Source organism: Amycolatopsis sp. lyj-84 (assembly GCF_046549075.1).
Classification (GTDB): domain Bacteria; phylum Actinomycetota; class Actinomycetes; order Mycobacteriales; family Pseudonocardiaceae; genus Amycolatopsis.
Window position 1 is genome coordinate 301,508 of the sequence record NZ_JAJPWO010000007.1, and the last position, 16,386, is coordinate 317,893.

Here is a 16,386-nt window from a genome sequence, read left to right on the forward strand (position 1 = left end):
GCCGGTGAGGACCGTCGCCCGAAAGGGAGGCAAAGAATGGTCTGCCGGGCGCTTTTCGGATTCTCGTTTATCGGACGGTATCTCGGGATGTCCGCATCACTCCTTTGACCCGAGTACCAGAAAACACGAAATTCGCACTGGGGGATGACCATGCCGTCGACCGACAACGTCACGCCGCTTCATCGCGTCCGTTCCGGTACCTGCCTTCCTGATCTGCTCGGGCACTGGTCGAGGACACAGCCGGACGCCATCGCCGTCGTCGACGGAGATCGGGAACTGACCTTTCGCGGGCTCGAAGAAGCGAGCAGGGAACTCGCCGGGCACCTCACGGGGCTGGGGATCGGCGCGAACGATCCCGTCGGCCTCTACGTCGAGCCTTCCGCGGACCTGATGACCGGCGCGTGGGGCATCCTCGCGGCGGGTGCCGCCTATCTGCCGTTGTCCCCGGAATATCCGGAAGACCGGCTGCGGTACATGCTCGAAGACAGCCGGACCGGCGTCGTCGTCACGCAGCCGCACCTCGCCGGACGGCTCGCCGGGCTGGTGCCGGCCGGGACGCGGATCGTGTCCGTGGCCGACGTCCGCGGCGAGACCGGCGAGCTCCCGCCAGGGCCCCGGCCGGACTCGCTCGCCTACGTCATCTACACCTCCGGCAGCACCGGCAGGCCGAAGGGCGTGATGATCGAACACCACAGCGTCGTGTCGCAGATGCGCTGGCTGCAGGCTTGCGGCCACCTGGGCACGGACGTCACGGTGCTGCAGAAGACGCCGATGAGCTTCGACGCCGCGCAGTGGGAGATCCTGGCGCCCGCCGCGGGCGCCCGCGTGGTGATGAGCGAGCCGGGCGGTTTCCGCGATCCCGAAGCGCTGATCGACACGGTGGTGAAGCACGACGTCACCACTCTGCAGTGCGTTCCGACGCTGCTGCAGGCGTTGCTCGACACGGAACGCTTCGCGACCTGCACCACGCTGCGGAAGCTGTTCTCCGGCGGTGAGGCGCTTTCGCGGCAGCTGGCCAAGGAACTCAGCCGTGAACTGCCGTCGGCGCGGCTGGTCAACCTCTACGGGCCGACCGAATGCACGATCAACGCGACCGCCCATCTCGTCGACCCGGACACGATCGACGAGAGCGCCGGGATGATCTCGATCGGCGTGCCCGTCGACAACACCCAGTGCTACGTGCTCGACACCGACCTCGCCCCGGTCGACATCGGGGAGACGGGCGAGCTGTACATCGGCGGTGTCCAGCTGGCCCGCGGTTACCTGAACCGGCCGGAGCAGACGCGCGAGCGGTTCGTGCCGAACCCGTTCGTGCCGACCGAACGGCTGTACCGCACCGGTGACCTCGCCTACTGGAACCCCGACGGCACGATCCAGTTCGTCGGCCGCGCCGACAACCAGGTCAAACTGCGCGGCTACCGCGTCGAGCTGGACGAGATCGCGGTGGCGATCGAGGAGCACACGTGGGTACGCCGGGCCGCGGCGGTGGTGGCCGACGACGCGCGGACCGGTTCCCAGGCGCTCGTCGCGTGTGTGGAACTGAATCCGCGCGAAGCCGCGGTGATGGACCAGGGCAACCACGGCGGGCATCACCAGTCCAAGGCCAGCAAGCTGCAGGTCAAGGCGCAGCTGTCGAATCCTGGCGTCCGTGACGTCGCGGGCCTTCCGGCCGTCGCGCTGCTGGGCAAGCAGGAGACCATCTCGCAGCGGCGGGAAGTCTTCGCGCGCAAGACTTACCGCTACTACGAGGGTGGTGCCGTCACTCGCGAAGACCTCGTCGCGCTCCTGACGCCGGGCCAGGTCAGCACGCTTTCCCGCGAACCCGGTGAGCTCGCGTTCGCCGAACTGGGTGAGCTGCTGCGGTGGTTCGGCCGCTTCCAAAGCGACGAACGGTTGCTGCCGAAGTACTCCTACGCCTCGCCGGGCGCGCTGTACGCGACGCAGTTGTACCTGGAGACCAGCGGTCTCGACGGGCTCGGCTCCGGCATTTACTACTACCACCCGATCGACCACACGCTGGTCAGGATCGGCGAGGGCGCGGGAACCGGGCACTCGGTGCACTTCCTCGGCCGCACCGGGGCGATCGAACCGGTCTACAAGAACAACATCCGCGAGGTCCTCGAATTCGAAGCAGGCCACATGGTCGGGGTGTTCGAGGAGATCCTGCCCGGGTACGGCCTCACGATCAGCCCGTCGGCGTTCGACCCCGAGGTGGCCCTCCGCCTCGGTGCCGCCGCCGACGACCACTACCTCGGCACGTTCTCCTTGCACGCCAACGACGGAGAACCGCGGCGGGACGACACCGAACTGTTCGTGCAAACCCATCCGGACCGGGTCGAAGGCCTGCCCGCCGGTACCTACCGCTGGCGGGACGGGGACTTCGAGCGGATCTCCGGCAAACTGATCGAAGCCAAGCACGTGATCGCGATCAACCAGCAGGTGTACGAACGCGCGGGCTTCGGCATCACCGCGGTCAGCCGCACCGCCGACGGCTGGCTCGAGTACCTCGGCCTCGGCGCGAAGCTGCATCACCTGCAGCGCAACGGTTCGGCACTCGGTCTCATGTCCTCGGGCTACAGCTCGAAGAGCGGCAATCCGCTGCCGGCCGCCCGGCGGATCGACGACATCCTCGCCGGGCAGGGGATCGCCCCCGGTCCGTCGTACTTCTTCGTCGGCGGCAAGGTGAGCCCGGAGCAGATGAGCAGCGAAGGGATGCGCGAAGACGCCGTGCACATGAAGGGGCCGGCGGAGATGATCCGGGACGAGCTCGCGAACATCCTGCCCGACTACATGATCCCCAACCGGGTGCTGGTGCTGGACGAGTTGCCGTTGACCGCCAACGGAAAGGTCGATGCCAGGGCGCTGGCGGAGACCGACGCCGTCCGGTCCTCGAGTGGTGACACGCCGTACGTCGCCCCCTCGACGAGTCACGAACGGTGGCTGGCCGAGGCGTGGGGCAAGGCGCTCAAGTACGACGACGTCTCGGTCCGGGACGACTTCTTCGCCGCCGGCGGCAACTCGCTGACCGCCGTCTCCCTGGTGAACCGGATCAATCGCGAATACGGCACGCGGCTGCCGCTGCAGGTCGTCTTCGAGTGCCCGAAGCTGGCCGACCTGGCCGCCCGGATCGGCGAGGACTCCACCCGGCCGTCGTCGCGGCTGGTCCCCTTGGTGACCGGTGGTGGCGATCCGGTGTTCTGCTGGCCGGGACTCGGCGGCTATCCGATGAATCTCCGGTCGCTGGCCACGGAAATCGGCCTGGGGCGGTCGTTCTACGGGGTGCAAGCGCACGGCATCAACGCGGACGAGACGCCTTACGCCACCGTCGAGGAGATGGCGAAGGCCGACGTCGCCGAGATCCGACGCGTCCAGCCGGAGGGGCCGTACACGCTGTGGGGCTACTCGTTCGGCGCGCGGGTCGCCTTCGAAACGGCGTGGCAGCTGGAGCGACAGGGACAGCAGGTGACCGAACTGCTGTTGATCTGCCCGGGGAACCCCGAGGTCGAAGGCGGCGGGGAAAAGGTGGCCAGCTACACGAACCCGGCGTACCTGACGATCCTGCTGTCGGTCTTCATCGGGTCGATCTCCGGACCGGAACCGCTGGCCTGCCGGGAAACCGTCCGTGACGAGGACGGATTCGTGACCTTCGTGGCAAAGCTGCTGCCCGACCTCGGCGAACAGCTGATCCGGCGGATCGTCCGCGTCGTCGAGGAGACCTACGAGTTCGACTACAGCTTCCGCGAACTCGCGCGGCGGCGGATCATGGCTCCGGTGACCCTCTTCAAGGCCGACGGCGACGACTACTCGTTCGTCGAGAACAGTTCCGGATATTCGGCCACGCCGCCGGAGGTGGTCACGCTCGAAGGCGACCATTACAGCGTCCTCAAGGAAAGCGGGGTCGGCGAACTGGTGTCGGCGATCCGTGCCGGGAAGGGGCGCTGACCGACGAAGGAGAAACCAGCCCGTGACTGACTCTCTCGGTCCCCGCCTCAAGGTCGGCGTCGTCGTCCCGTCCACCAACACCTCGGCCCAGCCGGAACTGGACGCGATGCGACCCGACGGCGTCACCAACCACACCGGACGGATGGTCATCGCCGACGATCCGATGGTCGACGCGCCCGGCTTCGACCGGGTGATGCGCGGTATCCGCACGTCGACCCACCCGGCGATCGAGAGTGTCACCGGCTGCGACCCCGATTGCGTGATCATCGGGGTCTCGCCGGAGAGTTACTGGAAGGGGCCGGGGTCGCACGGCCGCGTCCTCGACACGATGAGGGAGGCCGCGGGCGGGCGGCCGGTGACGATGAGCCCGGACGCGATCAACGCCGCGCTGTCGGCGTACGACGCCCGCCGGATCGCGGTCATCACGCCGTACCTGCCGGTGGGCGACGATCCGGTGAGCCGGTTCTTCTCCGGCAGTGGCTACGACCTGCTGAGGCTCCATGGCCTCGGCAGGTCGAGCCCGGCCAGGATCTCCCACGTCTCCGAGGCCGAACTCCGGGACGCGGTCAAAACGATCGACAGCGCCGACGTCGAAGCCATCGTCCAGGTCGGCACCAACGTCGCCATGGCACGCCTCGCCGCGGTCGCCGAGTTCTGGCTCGGCAAACCGGTCATCTCGAACAACACCGTCCTGTACTGGTACGCCCTGCGCCAGAACGGCATCGCCGACAGCGTGCGCGGATTCGGCTCCCTGCTGTCGGCGCACTGACCCACTGCTATTTGACTGCTCGTTACAGAACGTGCGATGCTGGACGCCATGCCCCGTCCGAAGGGATTCGATCCCACCGAAGTGCTCGACGCGGCCGTCGGCACGTTCTGGCGCAAGGGCTACGCGGCCACGTCGGCGCAGGACCTGGTCGACGGCACCGGCCTCGGGCGCGGCAGCCTGTATCACACGTTTTCGAGCAAGCAGCAGCTTTTCAAGGAGTCGCTGCGCCGCTACGAGGAAACCTCCGCCACGCGGGTGGAGGAGATGCTGGCCGCGCCGGGCACCATCCGCGAGCGGGTCAGGCGGGTCCTGACCGACGTCGTCGACGACGAGCTGGACTCCTCGGCCGGGCACCGCGGTTGCCTCGCCGTCAACGCCGCCCTGGAACTCGGCGGGATCGACGACGAGATCACCGCCCGCGTCCGCCACAACTTCGAGCGGGTGGAGAACGCGTTCCACGTCGAGTTCGCCGCCGCGCGGCAGGAGGGCGAGATCGGCGCGAACCAGGATCCGCGAGCGCTGGCGCGGTTCACCCTCGCCGCGATGTACGGCCTGCGGGTGCTGGGCAAGACTGCGGACCGGCAAGCGCTCACCCAAGTAGTCGAAACCACCATCCAGGCGTTCTGATGTTCCAGGTTTCGTAACCAGCCCCCGCGCCCGCGCGGATTTCCTTCGCCCTCGTTCTTTAACGAGGGTTCCACTATCGAGCGCTAGGAGTGAAGGCAAGTCATGACGGAGACCGTCGCGGTGCTCGGCACCGGAATCATCGGCGCCCCGGTGGCCCGCAACCTGAGCAAGGCCGGATTCACCGTCCGGGCCTGGAACCGCACCGCGGCCAAGGCCGAAGCCCTGGCCGGGGACGGTGTCCAGGTCGCGGCGAGCGCCGCGGAAGCGGTCGAAGGCGCGCCTGTCGTCTTCACGATCCTCACCGACGGTCCGGCGGTGCTCGAGGCGATCCGCGCCGCCGCCCCCGCGCCCGGCACGATCTGGGTGCAGCTCAGCACCGTCGGCGACGCCGTCGACGACTTGATCGCCTACGCCGACGAGCAGGGCCTCGTCTTCGTCGACTCGCCGGTCCAGGGCACCCGTCAGCCCGCCGAACAGGGCCAGCTGATCGTGCTGGCGGCGGGCGCGGACGAGGTGCGCGAGACCGTCCAGCCGCTGTTCGACGCGATCGGCAAGCGCACGGTGTGGGTCGGCGAAGACGGCCGTTCCGGCGCGGCGAGCAGGCTCAAACTGGTGCTGAACACCTGGGTGATCGCGCTGACCCACGGTGTCGGCGAGGCGCTGGCGCTGGCCGAGGGGCTCGGCGTCGACCCGCGGCACTTCGTCGACGTCGTCACCGGCGGCCCGATGGACAACGGTTACTTCCAGGGCAAGTCCGCCGCGATCCTCAAGAACGACTACACCACCGCGTTTTCCGTCGACAACGCCGCGAAGGACGCCCGGCTGGTACTCGAAGCCGCGGGTCGCGCGGGGGTCCGGATGGACGTCGTCGAGGCCGGGCGGGCCCGCTTCGCCCGAGCTTCCGAAGCCGGGCATGGCGACGAGGACATGGCGGCCGGATACTTCGCCAGCTTCGACAAATAGGCGGGGGTCGGGCGCGGCCGCGTTCGGTCCGCTGAACGCGGTCGCGCCCGTTTACTTGCTTGAGGGGTAAGGCAACGTGGCGTGCTCGTGCCGTCCTTCGGTGTCGGTCGTGGGTGGGTGTTGCGAAAGCCACCTTCGCAACGTCGAAGGTTGCGAACGTGCTTTCGCAACACCGTTGCCCCGGGCGGCCCGTGCCTGGCTAGGGCTGAGGGCGCCTTCGTGGCGTCGGACGCGGCTAAGGGAGCCTTCACCCCGCCACCGGTCCCGGCTCACGAACACGACACATTCGCCCTTCCCCTCAATGACTTTTCAGGTATCGCACCTGCCCGGACTTCCCGTCTTCGATGCCTTCCCGCCCGGAAAGGTGTTCAGGGACGCCGACCTCCCACCAGGCGCCGGCCTCGGTCCACGAGTTCGGCTGGGTCCGGACCACGACCACCGCCGGCCGCTTCTCCGCCACCGCCGTTTCCCGCGCCTTCGCGTAGGCCGCCCGCACCTCGCCCGAGGAGGACGCGGTGAAGACCGCGCAGCCCAGCGATTCCGCGTGTCGCGCGAAGTCGACCCGGGGCGGCGACGCGTGCGCGCTCCGGCAGTCGGCGAGGAAGTTGTTGAACGGCTTGCCGCCTTGGCCTTCCTGCAGGCGGGCGATGACCGCGTAACCGTCGTTGTCGCAGACCACCGCCACGAACGGATGCCCGGCGAAGGCGGCCGAGAACAGCTCCGAATTCAGCATCAGGTACGAGCCGTCGCCGAGCACCGTGGTGACCAGGCCACCGGTGTGCGCCATCGCGGCGCCCCAAGCACCCGCGAGTTCGTAACCCATGCACGAGAACCCGTACTCGACGTCCATGCTGACCGAACCCGATCCGCGCCAGCCGCCGATCAGTTCCCCCGGCATCCCGCCGGACGCTGTCATCACGTAGTCGTCCGGCTCGGAGAGCTCGTTGACCGCGCCGACGACCTGGGCGTAGGTCGGCACCTCGCCGGAAACGCCGCGCAGCGAGTCGATGTGCGCGTCCCACCGGCCGCGTTCCGCCACCGCGCGTTCCGTCCACAAAGGATCGACCTGCCAGCTTTCCAGCTGGGCGGCGAGGTCTGAGAGACCCGCGTCGGCGTCGCTCACCACGGCCAGCGCGCCGTGCTTGACCGCGTCGAAGCGGGCGGCGTTCAGGGTGATCAGCCGGACATCGGACGAGAACACCGTCCAGGACGCCGTGGTGAAGTCCTGCAAGCGGGTGCCGATCGCCAGCACGACGTCGGCCTCGGCGGCCAGGACGTTCGCGGAGGCCGAGCCGGTGACCCCCAGCGGCCCGGCGTGCAGCGGATGGCCGTGGGGGACCAGCGTGCGCCCGGCCGTGGTTTCGGTGACCGGGATGCCGTGCCGTTCGGCGAAGGCCAGCGCACGCGCGCCGGCGCCGGAGTACCGGACGCCGCCTCCGAGCACCAGCAACGGTTTCCGCGCCGCCCGCAGCACGCCCGCCGCCTCGGTGAGGGCCCGGCGGTCGGGCCGCGGGCGCAGCAGGCGATGTGTCACCGGCTCGAACAGCGCGTCCGGGAAGTCGTAAGTCTCGACCTGGACGTCCTGGGGCAGCGCCAGTGTCACCGGGCCCGCGTCCGCCGGATCGGTCAGCACCCTGGCGACCTGCGGCAGCGTCGACAGCAGTTGTTCCGGCCGGGTGATCCGGTCGAAGTACCGGCTCACCGGGCGGAAGGCGTCGTTGACCGTGGCCGTCGGATCGCCGAAGTGCTCCACCTGCTGCAGCACCGGATCCGGCGCGCGGCTGGTGAAGGTGTCGCCGGGGAGCAGCAATACCGGCAGCCGGTTGGCGTGCGCGACCCCGGCCGCGGTGACCATGTTCAGCGCGCCGGGCCCGATCGAGGACGTCACCACGCCGACTTGGCGCCGATGGGTCGCCTTGGCATAGCCGACCGCCGCGAGCGCCATGCCCTGTTCGGTCTGCCCACGCCACAAAGGAAGCTCGTCGCGGTGCTCCTCCAGTGCGGTACCGAGACCGAGGACGTTGCCGTGCCCGAAGATCGCGAACACGCCGGGGAACAACGGGACTTCCCGTCCGTCCAGGGTTTCCGAGCGCTGCGCGAGCAGCCAGTGCACCAGGGCCTGTGCCGTGGTCAGCTTCATGACACTCGCCCTTCGTGACTCGTGACCGGGCAGCGTGGATCGAGTTCCTGGCTTTCCCAGGTCTCGCGGACCCAGCTGTGCGCGGGGTCGTCGCAAAAGGCCATCGACCGGTCCGCGGCGGGACCGGCCAGGACGTTCAGGTAGTACATCGGGTAGCCCGGCGCCGCGACGCAGGGACCGTGATAACCGCGCGGGATCAGGAAAACGTCGCCGTCCCGGACCGCGACGTCCTCGTCCAGCTCGCCGTCCGAGGTGTACGTCCGGTGGAGACCGAAACCTTCGCGCGAGGGCGTCACACCGTCGCGCCCGGCGACGCGGAAGTAGTAGATCTCCTCGTTGACGACCTCGCATTCGGACGCCTCGTCGTGCTTGTGCGGTGGGTAGGACGACCAGTTGCCGCCGGGGGTGATCAGCTCGCAGGCGTTCAGCTTGTCGGCGTGGTCCCAGACGCCGGGCACCCCGAAGTTGGTGACCTGTCTCGTCGCCTGCCCCGCTCCGCGTACCTCGACCGGCACGTGCTCGGCCGGTCCGTAGCGTGGTTCGAGACGACGGGTGCACCGCGCCATCGGCAGCGCGACCTCGATCCCACCGGCTGTCGACAACTCGACTTCGGCGTCGCGCGGCACGTACGCGAAGTCCGTGACCCGCGTGAACACCGAGTCCCGCCCCGCCAGTTCGAAGACCAGTCCGTCGACCCGGACCGTGCAAGCCCCCGCCAGGGGCAGTACGAAGGCCTCGTACTCGCCGGTGCGCACGACCCTGGTCTCCCCGGCGGCCAGCGAAAGCACCCGCAACCCGCTGTAGGTCCAGCCCGCCGAGTCCGGGGTCAGCCGGACCGGGTCCCGCTCGTCGGAAAGCGTCCCGAGTGGACGGTGCAGCTTGCTCACAGCAACTCCTCGATCTCGTCGGCGGTGGGCATGGCGTCGGCGCAGGCCAGCCGGGACGCGACGAGCGCGCCCGCCGCGTTGGCGTAGGCGGCGATGCGCACCGGATCCCAGCCGGACAGCAGCCCGTGGATCAGCGCACCGCCGAACCCGTCCCCGGCGCCGAGCCCGCAGACGACCTCGACCCGCTGGGGAGGCACGGTCCAGCTGCCCTCGGCGGTGGCCACCAGCACACCTTCGGCGCCCTTCTTGATCACCGCCAGCTCGACACCTCTGGCCAGCATCCGCGTCGCGGCCTCGTCGGGGTCCGCCGTCCCCACCGCGACCTCCGCCTCGGTGCGGTTGCCGACGGCGACCGTGACGTGGTCGAGCATCCAGCCGATCTCTTCCCGCGCGGTCTCGGTGTCCGGCCAGAACATCGGCCGGAAGTCGAGGTCCAGCACGGTATGCGACCGGCGTCCGCGCCGCTCCAGCATCCTGCGCTGGGTGCCGCGTGCCGGTTCGACGGACACCCCGGTCCCGGTGACCCACAGCAGGGGCACCGTTTCCACGACGTCCCAGGGCACGTCGGTTTCGGTGAGGGTCAGATCCGGGGCGATGGGGGACCGGTAGAACAGCAGCGGAGGATCCGCGGGCGGGTTCAGCGCGCAGAACACCACCGGCGTCTGCAGCCCCGCCGACGTCCCGACGTGATCGGGCGACACGCCGAACTCCCGCAGCGCCTGTCGTACGTAGTCACCGAAGCCGTCCGGGCCGACCTTCGTCAGCACCGACGTCGAGCGGCCGAGCCGCGCGGCGGCGACCGCGACGTTGGTCGCGGTGCCGCCGAGCGATTTGGCGAAGGTGCTGACCCCGGCCAGCGGCACGCCGCTCTGCTCGGGGTAGAGGTCCACCCCGACCCGGCCGACGGTCAGTGCTTCGAGAGCGGTCATGAAGGGGACTCCACAGCTCGCAATTCGTGTTCGAGGGCTTCCAGTTCCGCGCCGCCCGCCATCTGCCGGGTCAGTTCGGGCAGGTCGATCTCGGACTTCTCGTAGGTGCCGAGGGGAGCGCCCCGTTTGAGCAGCAGGAAGCGATCGGCCACCGGGTACGCGTGATGCGGGTTGTGCGTGATCAGCACGACGCCGAGCCCGCGGTCACGGGCCTGCGCGACGTACTTGAGCACGACACCGGCCTGTTTCACGCCCAGCGCGGCAGTCGGCTCGTCGAGGATCAGCACCTTCGCCCCGAAGTGCACCGCCCGCGCGATGGCGACGCACTGCCGCTCGCCACCGGACAGGGTGCCGACCGGCTGCTCGACGTCACGCAGGTCGATGCCCATGTCGGACAACGCCTTCTTGGTCGTCTCGCGGCCCTTCTTCCGGTCCAGCGCCCGGAACGGGCCGAAGCCGACCGTCGGCTCGGAGCCGAGGAAGAAGTTCCGCCAGACGCTCATCAGCGGCACGACCGCCAGATCCTGGTACACCGTCGCGATACCGCGATCGAGCGCCTCACGCGGCGAGGCGAACGTGACCGGCGCGCCTTCGACCAGGAACTCGCCCTTGTCGTGCTGGTGGACCCCGGCGAGGATCTTGATCAGGGTGGACTTGCCGGCGCCGTTGTCGCCGAGGACGCAGGTCACCTCGCCCGCGTTGACGACGGTGGACACGTCGCGCAGCGCGATCACGCTGCCGTAGGTCTTGCCGACGTCCTGTACTTCGAGGAGATGACTCATCGCCGGACCCTTTCCGCGCGCCGCCGGAAGGCGTTGTTGACCAGGACCGCGGACAGCAGCATCACCCCGAGGAACAGCATGAACCAGTCGCTGTCCCAGCGGGCGAACACGATGCCCTGCCGCGCCATGCCGAAGATCAGCGCGCCGATCGCGGCGCCGATCGCCGAACCGAAGCCGCCGGTCAGCAGGCAGCCGCCGATCACGGCCGCGATGATGTACTGGAACTCCAGTCCGATGCCCTGGTTCGCCTGGACACTGGCGAACCGCAGGATGTTGATCGAGCCGACCAGCCACGCGGCGAGCGCGGTGGTCATGAACAGCATGATCTTCGTGCGCACCACCGGAACCCCGACCGCGCGGGAACTGGGCGCGTTGCCGCCGACGGCGAAGATCCAGTTGCCGAACCGGGTCCGGACCAGCAGCCAGGCCGCCAGCACGGCGAACCCGATCCACCAGACGATGGAGATCTGGAAGGCCGTCCCACCGACGTCCACTGTGGACGCGAAGACGAAACCGGCGGACTCGTAGCCGTCGGTCGACCGCATCCCGGAGACCTGGACGGTGCCGGTGACCAGCCGCGTGACGCCGAGGTTGAGCCCTTGCAGCGCCAGGAACGTGCCCAGGGTGACGATGAAGCTGGGCAGCCCGGTGCGCATCACCAGCCAGCCGTTGAACGCGCCGACCGCGAGGGCGAAGACCAGGGACGCGAACAGCGCGAGCCAGACGTTCCAGCCCGCCTGCGTCGCGAGTGTCGCGGTGACGAGCGCGGTGGACGCCGTCATCACGCCCGCCGAGAGGTCGAACTCGCCGCCGATCATCAGCAGGGACACGGCGACCGCCATGATGCCGAGCGTCGAGGCGTCGTCCAGCCAGGTCGCCACGCCGCTGCCGCTGAAGAACTGGTCGGTGACGAGGGTGAAGAACAGGAAGACGACGACGGCGCCGAGGAGCGCGCCGATCTCGGGCCGGACGACCAGCCTGTCGAGCAGGCGCGGTTTCGCGATCCGTTCGTCGAGGGTGGTGGTTGTCATCGCGTGCCCCTTTGCACGTACTGGCCGACGGTGTCCACAGTGGATTTGTCGACCAGGTCGGGCCCGGTGAGCACCGGCTTCCCGCCGCCGACGACGTTCGCGTTGTCCCGGTAGAGCTTGAGGAACTGGACGGGGAGGTAGCCCTGCTCGTACTGCTGCTGGTCGACCGCGAAGACCACGTCGCCCGCCTTGATCGCGCCGACCACGTCGGTGTTCAGGTCGAAGGTGCCGACCTGGGCCTGCGAGCCGACCGCCTTGATCGCGCTCACCGCCCGCGCGGCGACCTGCGAGTTCAGCGTCAGGACGGCGTCGAGGGCGGTGTCCGTCTGCACCGCGCCCCGGATCCGGGATTCGGCGTCGGCCGGGTTGCTGATGTCGACCTGAAGGGTCTGCACGTCGCCCGTGAAGCCGGCCTTGGCGCCGTCACAGCGCTGCGCCTGCCCGACGTTGCCCGCCTCGTGGACCACGCAGAGCAGCTTCTTCTTGCCGAGTTCCTTGAACTTCTTCCCGGCTTCCTCGCCCGCGATGGTCTCGTTCTGCCCGACGTGGGTGAGTGCGCCGTAGCCCGCGCTCTTGTCTTCACCGGAGTTGATGGTGATGACCGGGATCCCCGCGCGGACCGCGTTCTCGATCGAGGTCTTGAGCGCCTCCGGGTTCGCCATGGACACCACCAGCCCGCCGACCTGCTGCGCGACCGCGTTGTCGACCAGCTTGGCCTGGTTGCCGGGATCCCCGTCGGAGTTGTACTCGACCTGGACGCCGAGCTGCCTGCCCGCCTCCTCGGCACCGTTCTTGACCACGTTCCAGAACGCGTCGCCCGCCGTGCCGTGCGAGATGACCGCGACCCGCAGCGGCCCACTGGGCAGGCTCGTCACCGGACCCGTGGCCGCCGCGGGTTTCTCCTCGGCTTTCGGCCCGGTGCACGCGGACAGGAGCAAAAGTCCCGCCGCGGCCACCAAGACCGCCTTCAGTGTCTTCCCGGGAACCAGCGTGGAGTCCTCCTCGTAGGTTCCGTTGCTGCGCCATTTCCTCAAGCGATGGGACATCGTCGTCTCTCCTCGCTTCTTCCGTTACCTGGCAGCCGGGAGCCGGCTGACGATTCCGTCGAGATGCGCCAGGCTCCTGGCCACGTCCCGCTTCGGCAGATCTTCCGGGCTCCCCTCGCTCAGCGCGGTGTCCTGTTCGAGCACGTACCACCCGTCATAGCCCGCCTCGTGGACGAACCTGACCATCGCTTCGATGTCGACGTCCCCGTCACCGAGCGGGACGTACAAACCCTTGCCCACCGCCTCGGTGTAGGGAAGCCTTCCGGCGCGGACGTCTTCGGCGAGTTCGCCGCGCACGTCCTTGAGATGCAGGTGACCGATCCGTTCGGGGTAACGCTTGGCCAGCGAGACCGGATCGGTCCCGCCGATCAGGAGATGCCCGGTGTCCAGGCACAGCGGAAGGTCGGAATCGGCGAGGAAACGCTCGACCTCTTCCTCGGTTTCCGCATGGGTCCCGACGTGCGGGTGCAGCACGGTGCGCAGCCCGTGGCGCGCGGCGATTTCCCTGATCTCGCCGGAGGTTTCGATCAGCGTCGCCCATTCGGTTTCGCTCAGCTGGGGCCGGTCGTCGTAGCCGTCGAGACCGGTCGCGGCGGCGAGGACGAGCATGTCGCCACCGCACGCGGCGAACAGCGCGGCGGACTCCTCGGCCGCCGCCAGCGCGGCGCCGGGGTTCTCGTGCAGGGCGACGGCGAGGAAGCCGCCGACCAGGTCGAGCCCGTACCCGCCGAGCAGCTCCCGCAGCGCGGCCGGGTCTCGCGGCAGGTAGCCGGGAGGGCCGAGTTCGGTCGCGCGGACCCCCAGCTCCGCCATTTCGCCCAGCACGGTCCCCGCGTCGAGAACGCGACCCCAGCCGGGGACTTCGCATACGCCCCAGGAGATCGGGGCGGCGGCGATTCGGATCCGGGATGTCATCGGCGGCCTCCAGAGCGGGGACGGGGAGCGGATTAGAGCGCTCTATTGATTAGAGCGCTCTAATCTTGTAGCGTCCGTCACAGTAAAGTCAAGGGCAGGGGAGGCTGGAAATGGCGCGACCGACGATGGAGGACGTCGCCGCGAAAGCGGGGGTGTCCCGCGCGCTCGTGTCGCTGGTGATGCGGAACGCGCCGAACGTCTCCGACGAACGGCGGACGCGGGTGCTGTGCGCGGCACACGAACTGGGTTACGAGCCGCACGCGATGGCCAGGTCGCTGGCCAGCCGGACTTCGACCGTCCTCGGCGTGATGGTCTCCGATCTCCGCAACGCGTTCTTCGCCGACGTCGTCGAGGGGCTCGACGCGGCGGCCGAAGCGGCCGGATTCCACTTGATCCTCAATACCGGCGGCCGTAGTCCCGCGCGCGAGCGGTCCGCGCTGAAGAGCCTGCTGTCCTTCCGGCCCGCCGGGGTGATCCTGTTGTCACCGGTGGTGCCGACGTCGGCGATCGAGGAAGCGGCCGCCCAATGCCCGGTCGTCCTGGTGTCGCGCACCTCGCGTGTTCCGGGGGTGGACACGGTGAACGACGACGGCGAGGCGGGCGCCGCGCTCGCCGTCGAGCATCTGGTTTCGCTGGGGCACCGCCGGATCGCCCATCTGGACGGTGGGGTCGCCGCCGGCGCGGCCGCCCGGCGGCGGGGTTACCAGCAGGCCATGCGGCGCCATCGGCTGCATCCGCTCATCGTGCGCAGCGAACACACCGACACCGCCGGGGAGAAGGCCGTGCACGAGCTGCTCGGCGACCACCCGCGCGAGAAGCTGCCGACGGCTTTGCTGGCGGGCAACGACTTCAACGCCGTCGGCGCGATCTCCGCGCTGGAAGAGGCGGGCCTGCGGGTCCCCGAAGACGTCTCCGTGGTCGGCTACGACAACACCTCACTGGCCGCCCTGCGGCACCTCTCACTGACCACTGTGGACCAGCCGCGAACGGAAATGGGGCGGCTGGCCGTCGAAGCGCTGCTCGAACGGGTCCGGGGCGAACGTACCGAACCGGTCCGGCATCTGCTGCACCCGTCGCTGGTGGTCCGATCGACCACCACCGCACTCTAGGAAGGTTGCGAGAATGAGGTTGGGACTCGCCGGCACCGGCCGGATCGGCACTTCGCACGCCGAGACCTTGAAGAGCTTCGACGAGGTTTCCTCCGTGGTCGTCGCCGACGTCGACGCCGGCCGCGCCCAGGCGGCCGCGGCGAAACTCGGCGTCGAAGCGGCGGCGGACATCCCCGCGCTTTTCGCGTCCTCTTTGGACGGACTGGTGATCGCCGCGGCGACGGACGCGCATCCGGAACTGATCCTCACGGCGGTCGACGCGGGGATCCCGGTGTTCTGCGAAAAGCCGGTCGCCGCCGACATCCCGGGCACGCTCGCGGTGATCGACAAGATCTCCGGTTCGGACGTACCGGTGCAGATCGGCTTCCAGCGCCGGTTCGACGCCGGCTACGCGGCCGCCCGGGCCGCGGTGGCGTCGGGAGAGCTCGGCTGGCTGCACACCTTGCGCGCGACCACCCTGGACCCGGCGCCGCCGCCCGCGGAGTACGTCGCGCATTCCGGTGGCCTGTTCCGGGACTGCGGAGTGCACGACTTCGACGTCGTCCGGTACGTCAGCGGCCGTGAGGTCGTCGAGGTCTACGCCGTCGGGACGAACAAGGGCGAGCAGTTCTTCGCCGACGCCGGTGACGTCGACACCGCGGCCGCGACCCTGACCCTGGACGACGGAACGCTGGCCGTCGTCTCGCTGACGCGCTACAACGGCGCTGGCTACGACGTCCGACTGGAAGTACTCGGCTCGGCGGGGAACGCCGTGGTGGGCCTGGACGATCGCGCGCCGCTGACCTCGGTGGAACCCGGCGTCCAGCCGTTGCCCGGTCCGGCCTATCCCGGTTTCATGGAACGCTTCCGGCCCGCGTACATCAGTGAGCTGAAGGCTTTCCTCGACGTCGCGGCCGGTCGCGCGCCGAGCCCGTGCGGAGCGGCGGACGCGCTGGAGGCGTTCTACATCGCCGAGGCGTGCGAGGTCTCCCGCCGGGAACGCCGCCCAGTCAGGGTGGACGAGGTACGCGTCTGACTCACGTGCCTCGTGAGTGGTAAGGGCGGTTCTCTTGGGTGGCAGGGCAAACATGGCGTGTTCGCGACGTCCCAGGAGGCTGGTGTGGCCTTCACCGTTGCGAACGAGGCTTTCACCACACCCACCCCACGACCGACACCGAAAACGGCACGAGCACGCCACGTTTGCCCTTCTCCTCGATAACCGTCCTAGCCACTCACGAGACCCACCACGATTCGGCACCGTGGTCGC

Annotated in this window: 13 protein-coding genes; 6 read left to right on the forward strand and 7 right to left on the reverse strand. The window is 69.2% G+C overall.

From position 1 onward, the window contains the following. Positions 1–150 precede the first annotated feature (150 nt). The 4 genes from ACLJRM_RS22925 (at position 151) to ACLJRM_RS22940 (ending at position 6,301) form a co-directional block, all read left to right on the forward strand. A complete protein-coding gene (locus tag ACLJRM_RS22925) occupies positions 151–3,942 on the forward strand; it encodes an amino acid adenylation domain-containing protein (RefSeq protein ID WP_410664239.1) in 3,792 nt (1,263 codons plus the stop codon). 22 nt (positions 3,943–3,964) lie between these two features. Then, a complete protein-coding gene (locus tag ACLJRM_RS22930; RefSeq protein ID WP_410664240.1) occupies positions 3,965–4,711 on the forward strand; it encodes an arylmalonate decarboxylase in 747 nt (248 codons plus the stop codon). A gap of 48 nt (positions 4,712–4,759) precedes the next feature. Continuing rightward, positions 4,760–5,338, forward strand: coding sequence for a TetR/AcrR family transcriptional regulator (locus ACLJRM_RS22935; RefSeq protein ID WP_233223010.1), 579 nt, complete (start codon positions 4,760–4,762; stop codon positions 5,336–5,338). Positions 5,339–5,440: 102 nt separating this feature from the next. Further along, positions 5,441–6,301: an NAD(P)-dependent oxidoreductase gene (locus ACLJRM_RS22940; protein ID WP_410664241.1), complete on the forward strand. Its 861-nt coding sequence runs from the start codon at positions 5,441–5,443 to the stop codon at positions 6,299–6,301. A 298-nt stretch (positions 6,302–6,599) separates the two neighbouring features. Here the strand turns inward: ACLJRM_RS22940 and iolD are convergent, their stop codons facing one another. From iolD to ACLJRM_RS22975, 7 genes are read right to left on the reverse strand one after another with little or no spacing between them, the layout of a single operon-like run. Further along, entirely contained in the window at positions 6,600–8,441 is a 1,842-nt protein-coding gene (gene iolD / locus ACLJRM_RS22945; RefSeq protein ID WP_410664242.1) for a 3D-(3,5/4)-trihydroxycyclohexane-1,2-dione acylhydrolase (decyclizing), read from the reverse strand. Next, positions 8,438–9,328, reverse strand: a complete 891-nt coding sequence (gene iolB / locus ACLJRM_RS22950; RefSeq protein WP_410664243.1) for a 5-deoxy-glucuronate isomerase — start codon at positions 9,326–9,328, stop codon at positions 8,438–8,440. The genes iolD and iolB overlap by 4 nt, the downstream gene beginning before the upstream one ends. Beyond that, a complete protein-coding gene (gene iolC, locus ACLJRM_RS22955) occupies positions 9,325–10,257 on the reverse strand; it encodes a 5-dehydro-2-deoxygluconokinase (RefSeq protein WP_410664244.1) in 933 nt (310 codons plus the stop codon). The genes iolB and iolC overlap by 4 nt, the downstream gene beginning before the upstream one ends. Beyond that, positions 10,254–11,039 carry an ATP-binding cassette domain-containing protein gene (locus tag ACLJRM_RS22960; RefSeq protein WP_410664245.1) on the reverse strand — a complete coding sequence of 262 codons (786 nt, stop codon included), beginning with the start codon at positions 11,037–11,039 and terminating at the stop codon, positions 10,254–10,256. Before ACLJRM_RS22960 ends, iolC begins: the two co-directional genes overlap by 4 nt. Further along, positions 11,036–12,070: an ABC transporter permease gene (locus ACLJRM_RS22965; RefSeq protein ID WP_101609714.1), complete on the reverse strand. Its 1,035-nt coding sequence runs from the start codon at positions 12,068–12,070 to the stop codon at positions 11,036–11,038. The genes ACLJRM_RS22960 and ACLJRM_RS22965 overlap by 4 nt, the downstream gene beginning before the upstream one ends. Continuing rightward, positions 12,067–13,116 carry a substrate-binding domain-containing protein gene (locus ACLJRM_RS22970; RefSeq protein WP_410664246.1) on the reverse strand — a complete coding sequence of 350 codons (1,050 nt, stop codon included), beginning with the start codon at positions 13,114–13,116 and terminating at the stop codon, positions 12,067–12,069. Before ACLJRM_RS22970 ends, ACLJRM_RS22965 begins: the two co-directional genes overlap by 4 nt. 24 nt (positions 13,117–13,140) lie before the next feature. Continuing rightward, a complete protein-coding gene (locus ACLJRM_RS22975; protein ID WP_101609712.1) occupies positions 13,141–14,031 on the reverse strand; it encodes a sugar phosphate isomerase/epimerase family protein in 891 nt (296 codons plus the stop codon). A gap of 110 nt (positions 14,032–14,141) precedes the next feature. Between ACLJRM_RS22975 and ACLJRM_RS22980 the strand changes: the two genes are divergently transcribed. After that, positions 14,142–15,140 carry a LacI family DNA-binding transcriptional regulator gene (locus ACLJRM_RS22980; RefSeq protein WP_101609711.1) on the forward strand — a complete coding sequence of 333 codons (999 nt, stop codon included), beginning with the start codon at positions 14,142–14,144 and terminating at the stop codon, positions 15,138–15,140. A gap of 13 nt (positions 15,141–15,153) precedes the next feature. Continuing rightward, entirely contained in the window at positions 15,154–16,155 is a 1,002-nt protein-coding gene (locus tag ACLJRM_RS22985; protein ID WP_101609710.1) for a Gfo/Idh/MocA family oxidoreductase, read from the forward strand. The last annotated feature ends 231 nt before the right edge of the window (positions 16,156–16,386 follow it).

Excerpts from the sequence above, each read along its gene's own strand:
- ACLJRM_RS22925 (WP_410664239.1), top strand. The coding sequence starts at position 151 with ATGCCGTCGACCGACAACGTCACGCCGCTTCATCGCGTCCGTTCCGGT.
- ACLJRM_RS22935 (WP_233223010.1), top strand. The coding sequence starts at position 4,760 with ATGCCCCGTCCGAAGGGATTCGATCCCACCGAAGTGCTCGACGCGGCC.
- ACLJRM_RS22940 (WP_410664241.1), top strand. The coding sequence starts at position 5,441 with ATGACGGAGACCGTCGCGGTGCTCGGCACCGGAATCATCGGCGCCCCG.
- iolD (WP_410664242.1), bottom strand. The coding sequence starts at position 8,441 with ATGAAGCTGACCACGGCACAGGCCCTGGTGCACTGGCTGCTCGCGCAG.
- iolC (WP_410664244.1), bottom strand. The coding sequence starts at position 10,257 with ATGACCGCTCTCGAAGCACTGACCGTCGGCCGGGTCGGGGTGGACCTC.
- ACLJRM_RS22960 (WP_410664245.1), bottom strand. The coding sequence starts at position 11,039 with ATGAGTCATCTCCTCGAAGTACAGGACGTCGGCAAGACCTACGGCAGC.
- ACLJRM_RS22965 (WP_101609714.1), bottom strand. The coding sequence starts at position 12,070 with ATGACAACCACCACCCTCGACGAACGGATCGCGAAACCGCGCCTGCTC.
- ACLJRM_RS22970 (WP_410664246.1), bottom strand. The coding sequence starts at position 13,116 with ATGTCCCATCGCTTGAGGAAATGGCGCAGCAACGGAACCTACGAGGAG.
- ACLJRM_RS22975 (WP_101609712.1), bottom strand. The coding sequence starts at position 14,031 with ATGACATCCCGGATCCGAATCGCCGCCGCCCCGATCTCCTGGGGCGTA.
- ACLJRM_RS22980 (WP_101609711.1), top strand. The coding sequence starts at position 14,142 with ATGGCGCGACCGACGATGGAGGACGTCGCCGCGAAAGCGGGGGTGTCC.
- ACLJRM_RS22985 (WP_101609710.1), top strand. The coding sequence starts at position 15,154 with ATGAGGTTGGGACTCGCCGGCACCGGCCGGATCGGCACTTCGCACGCC.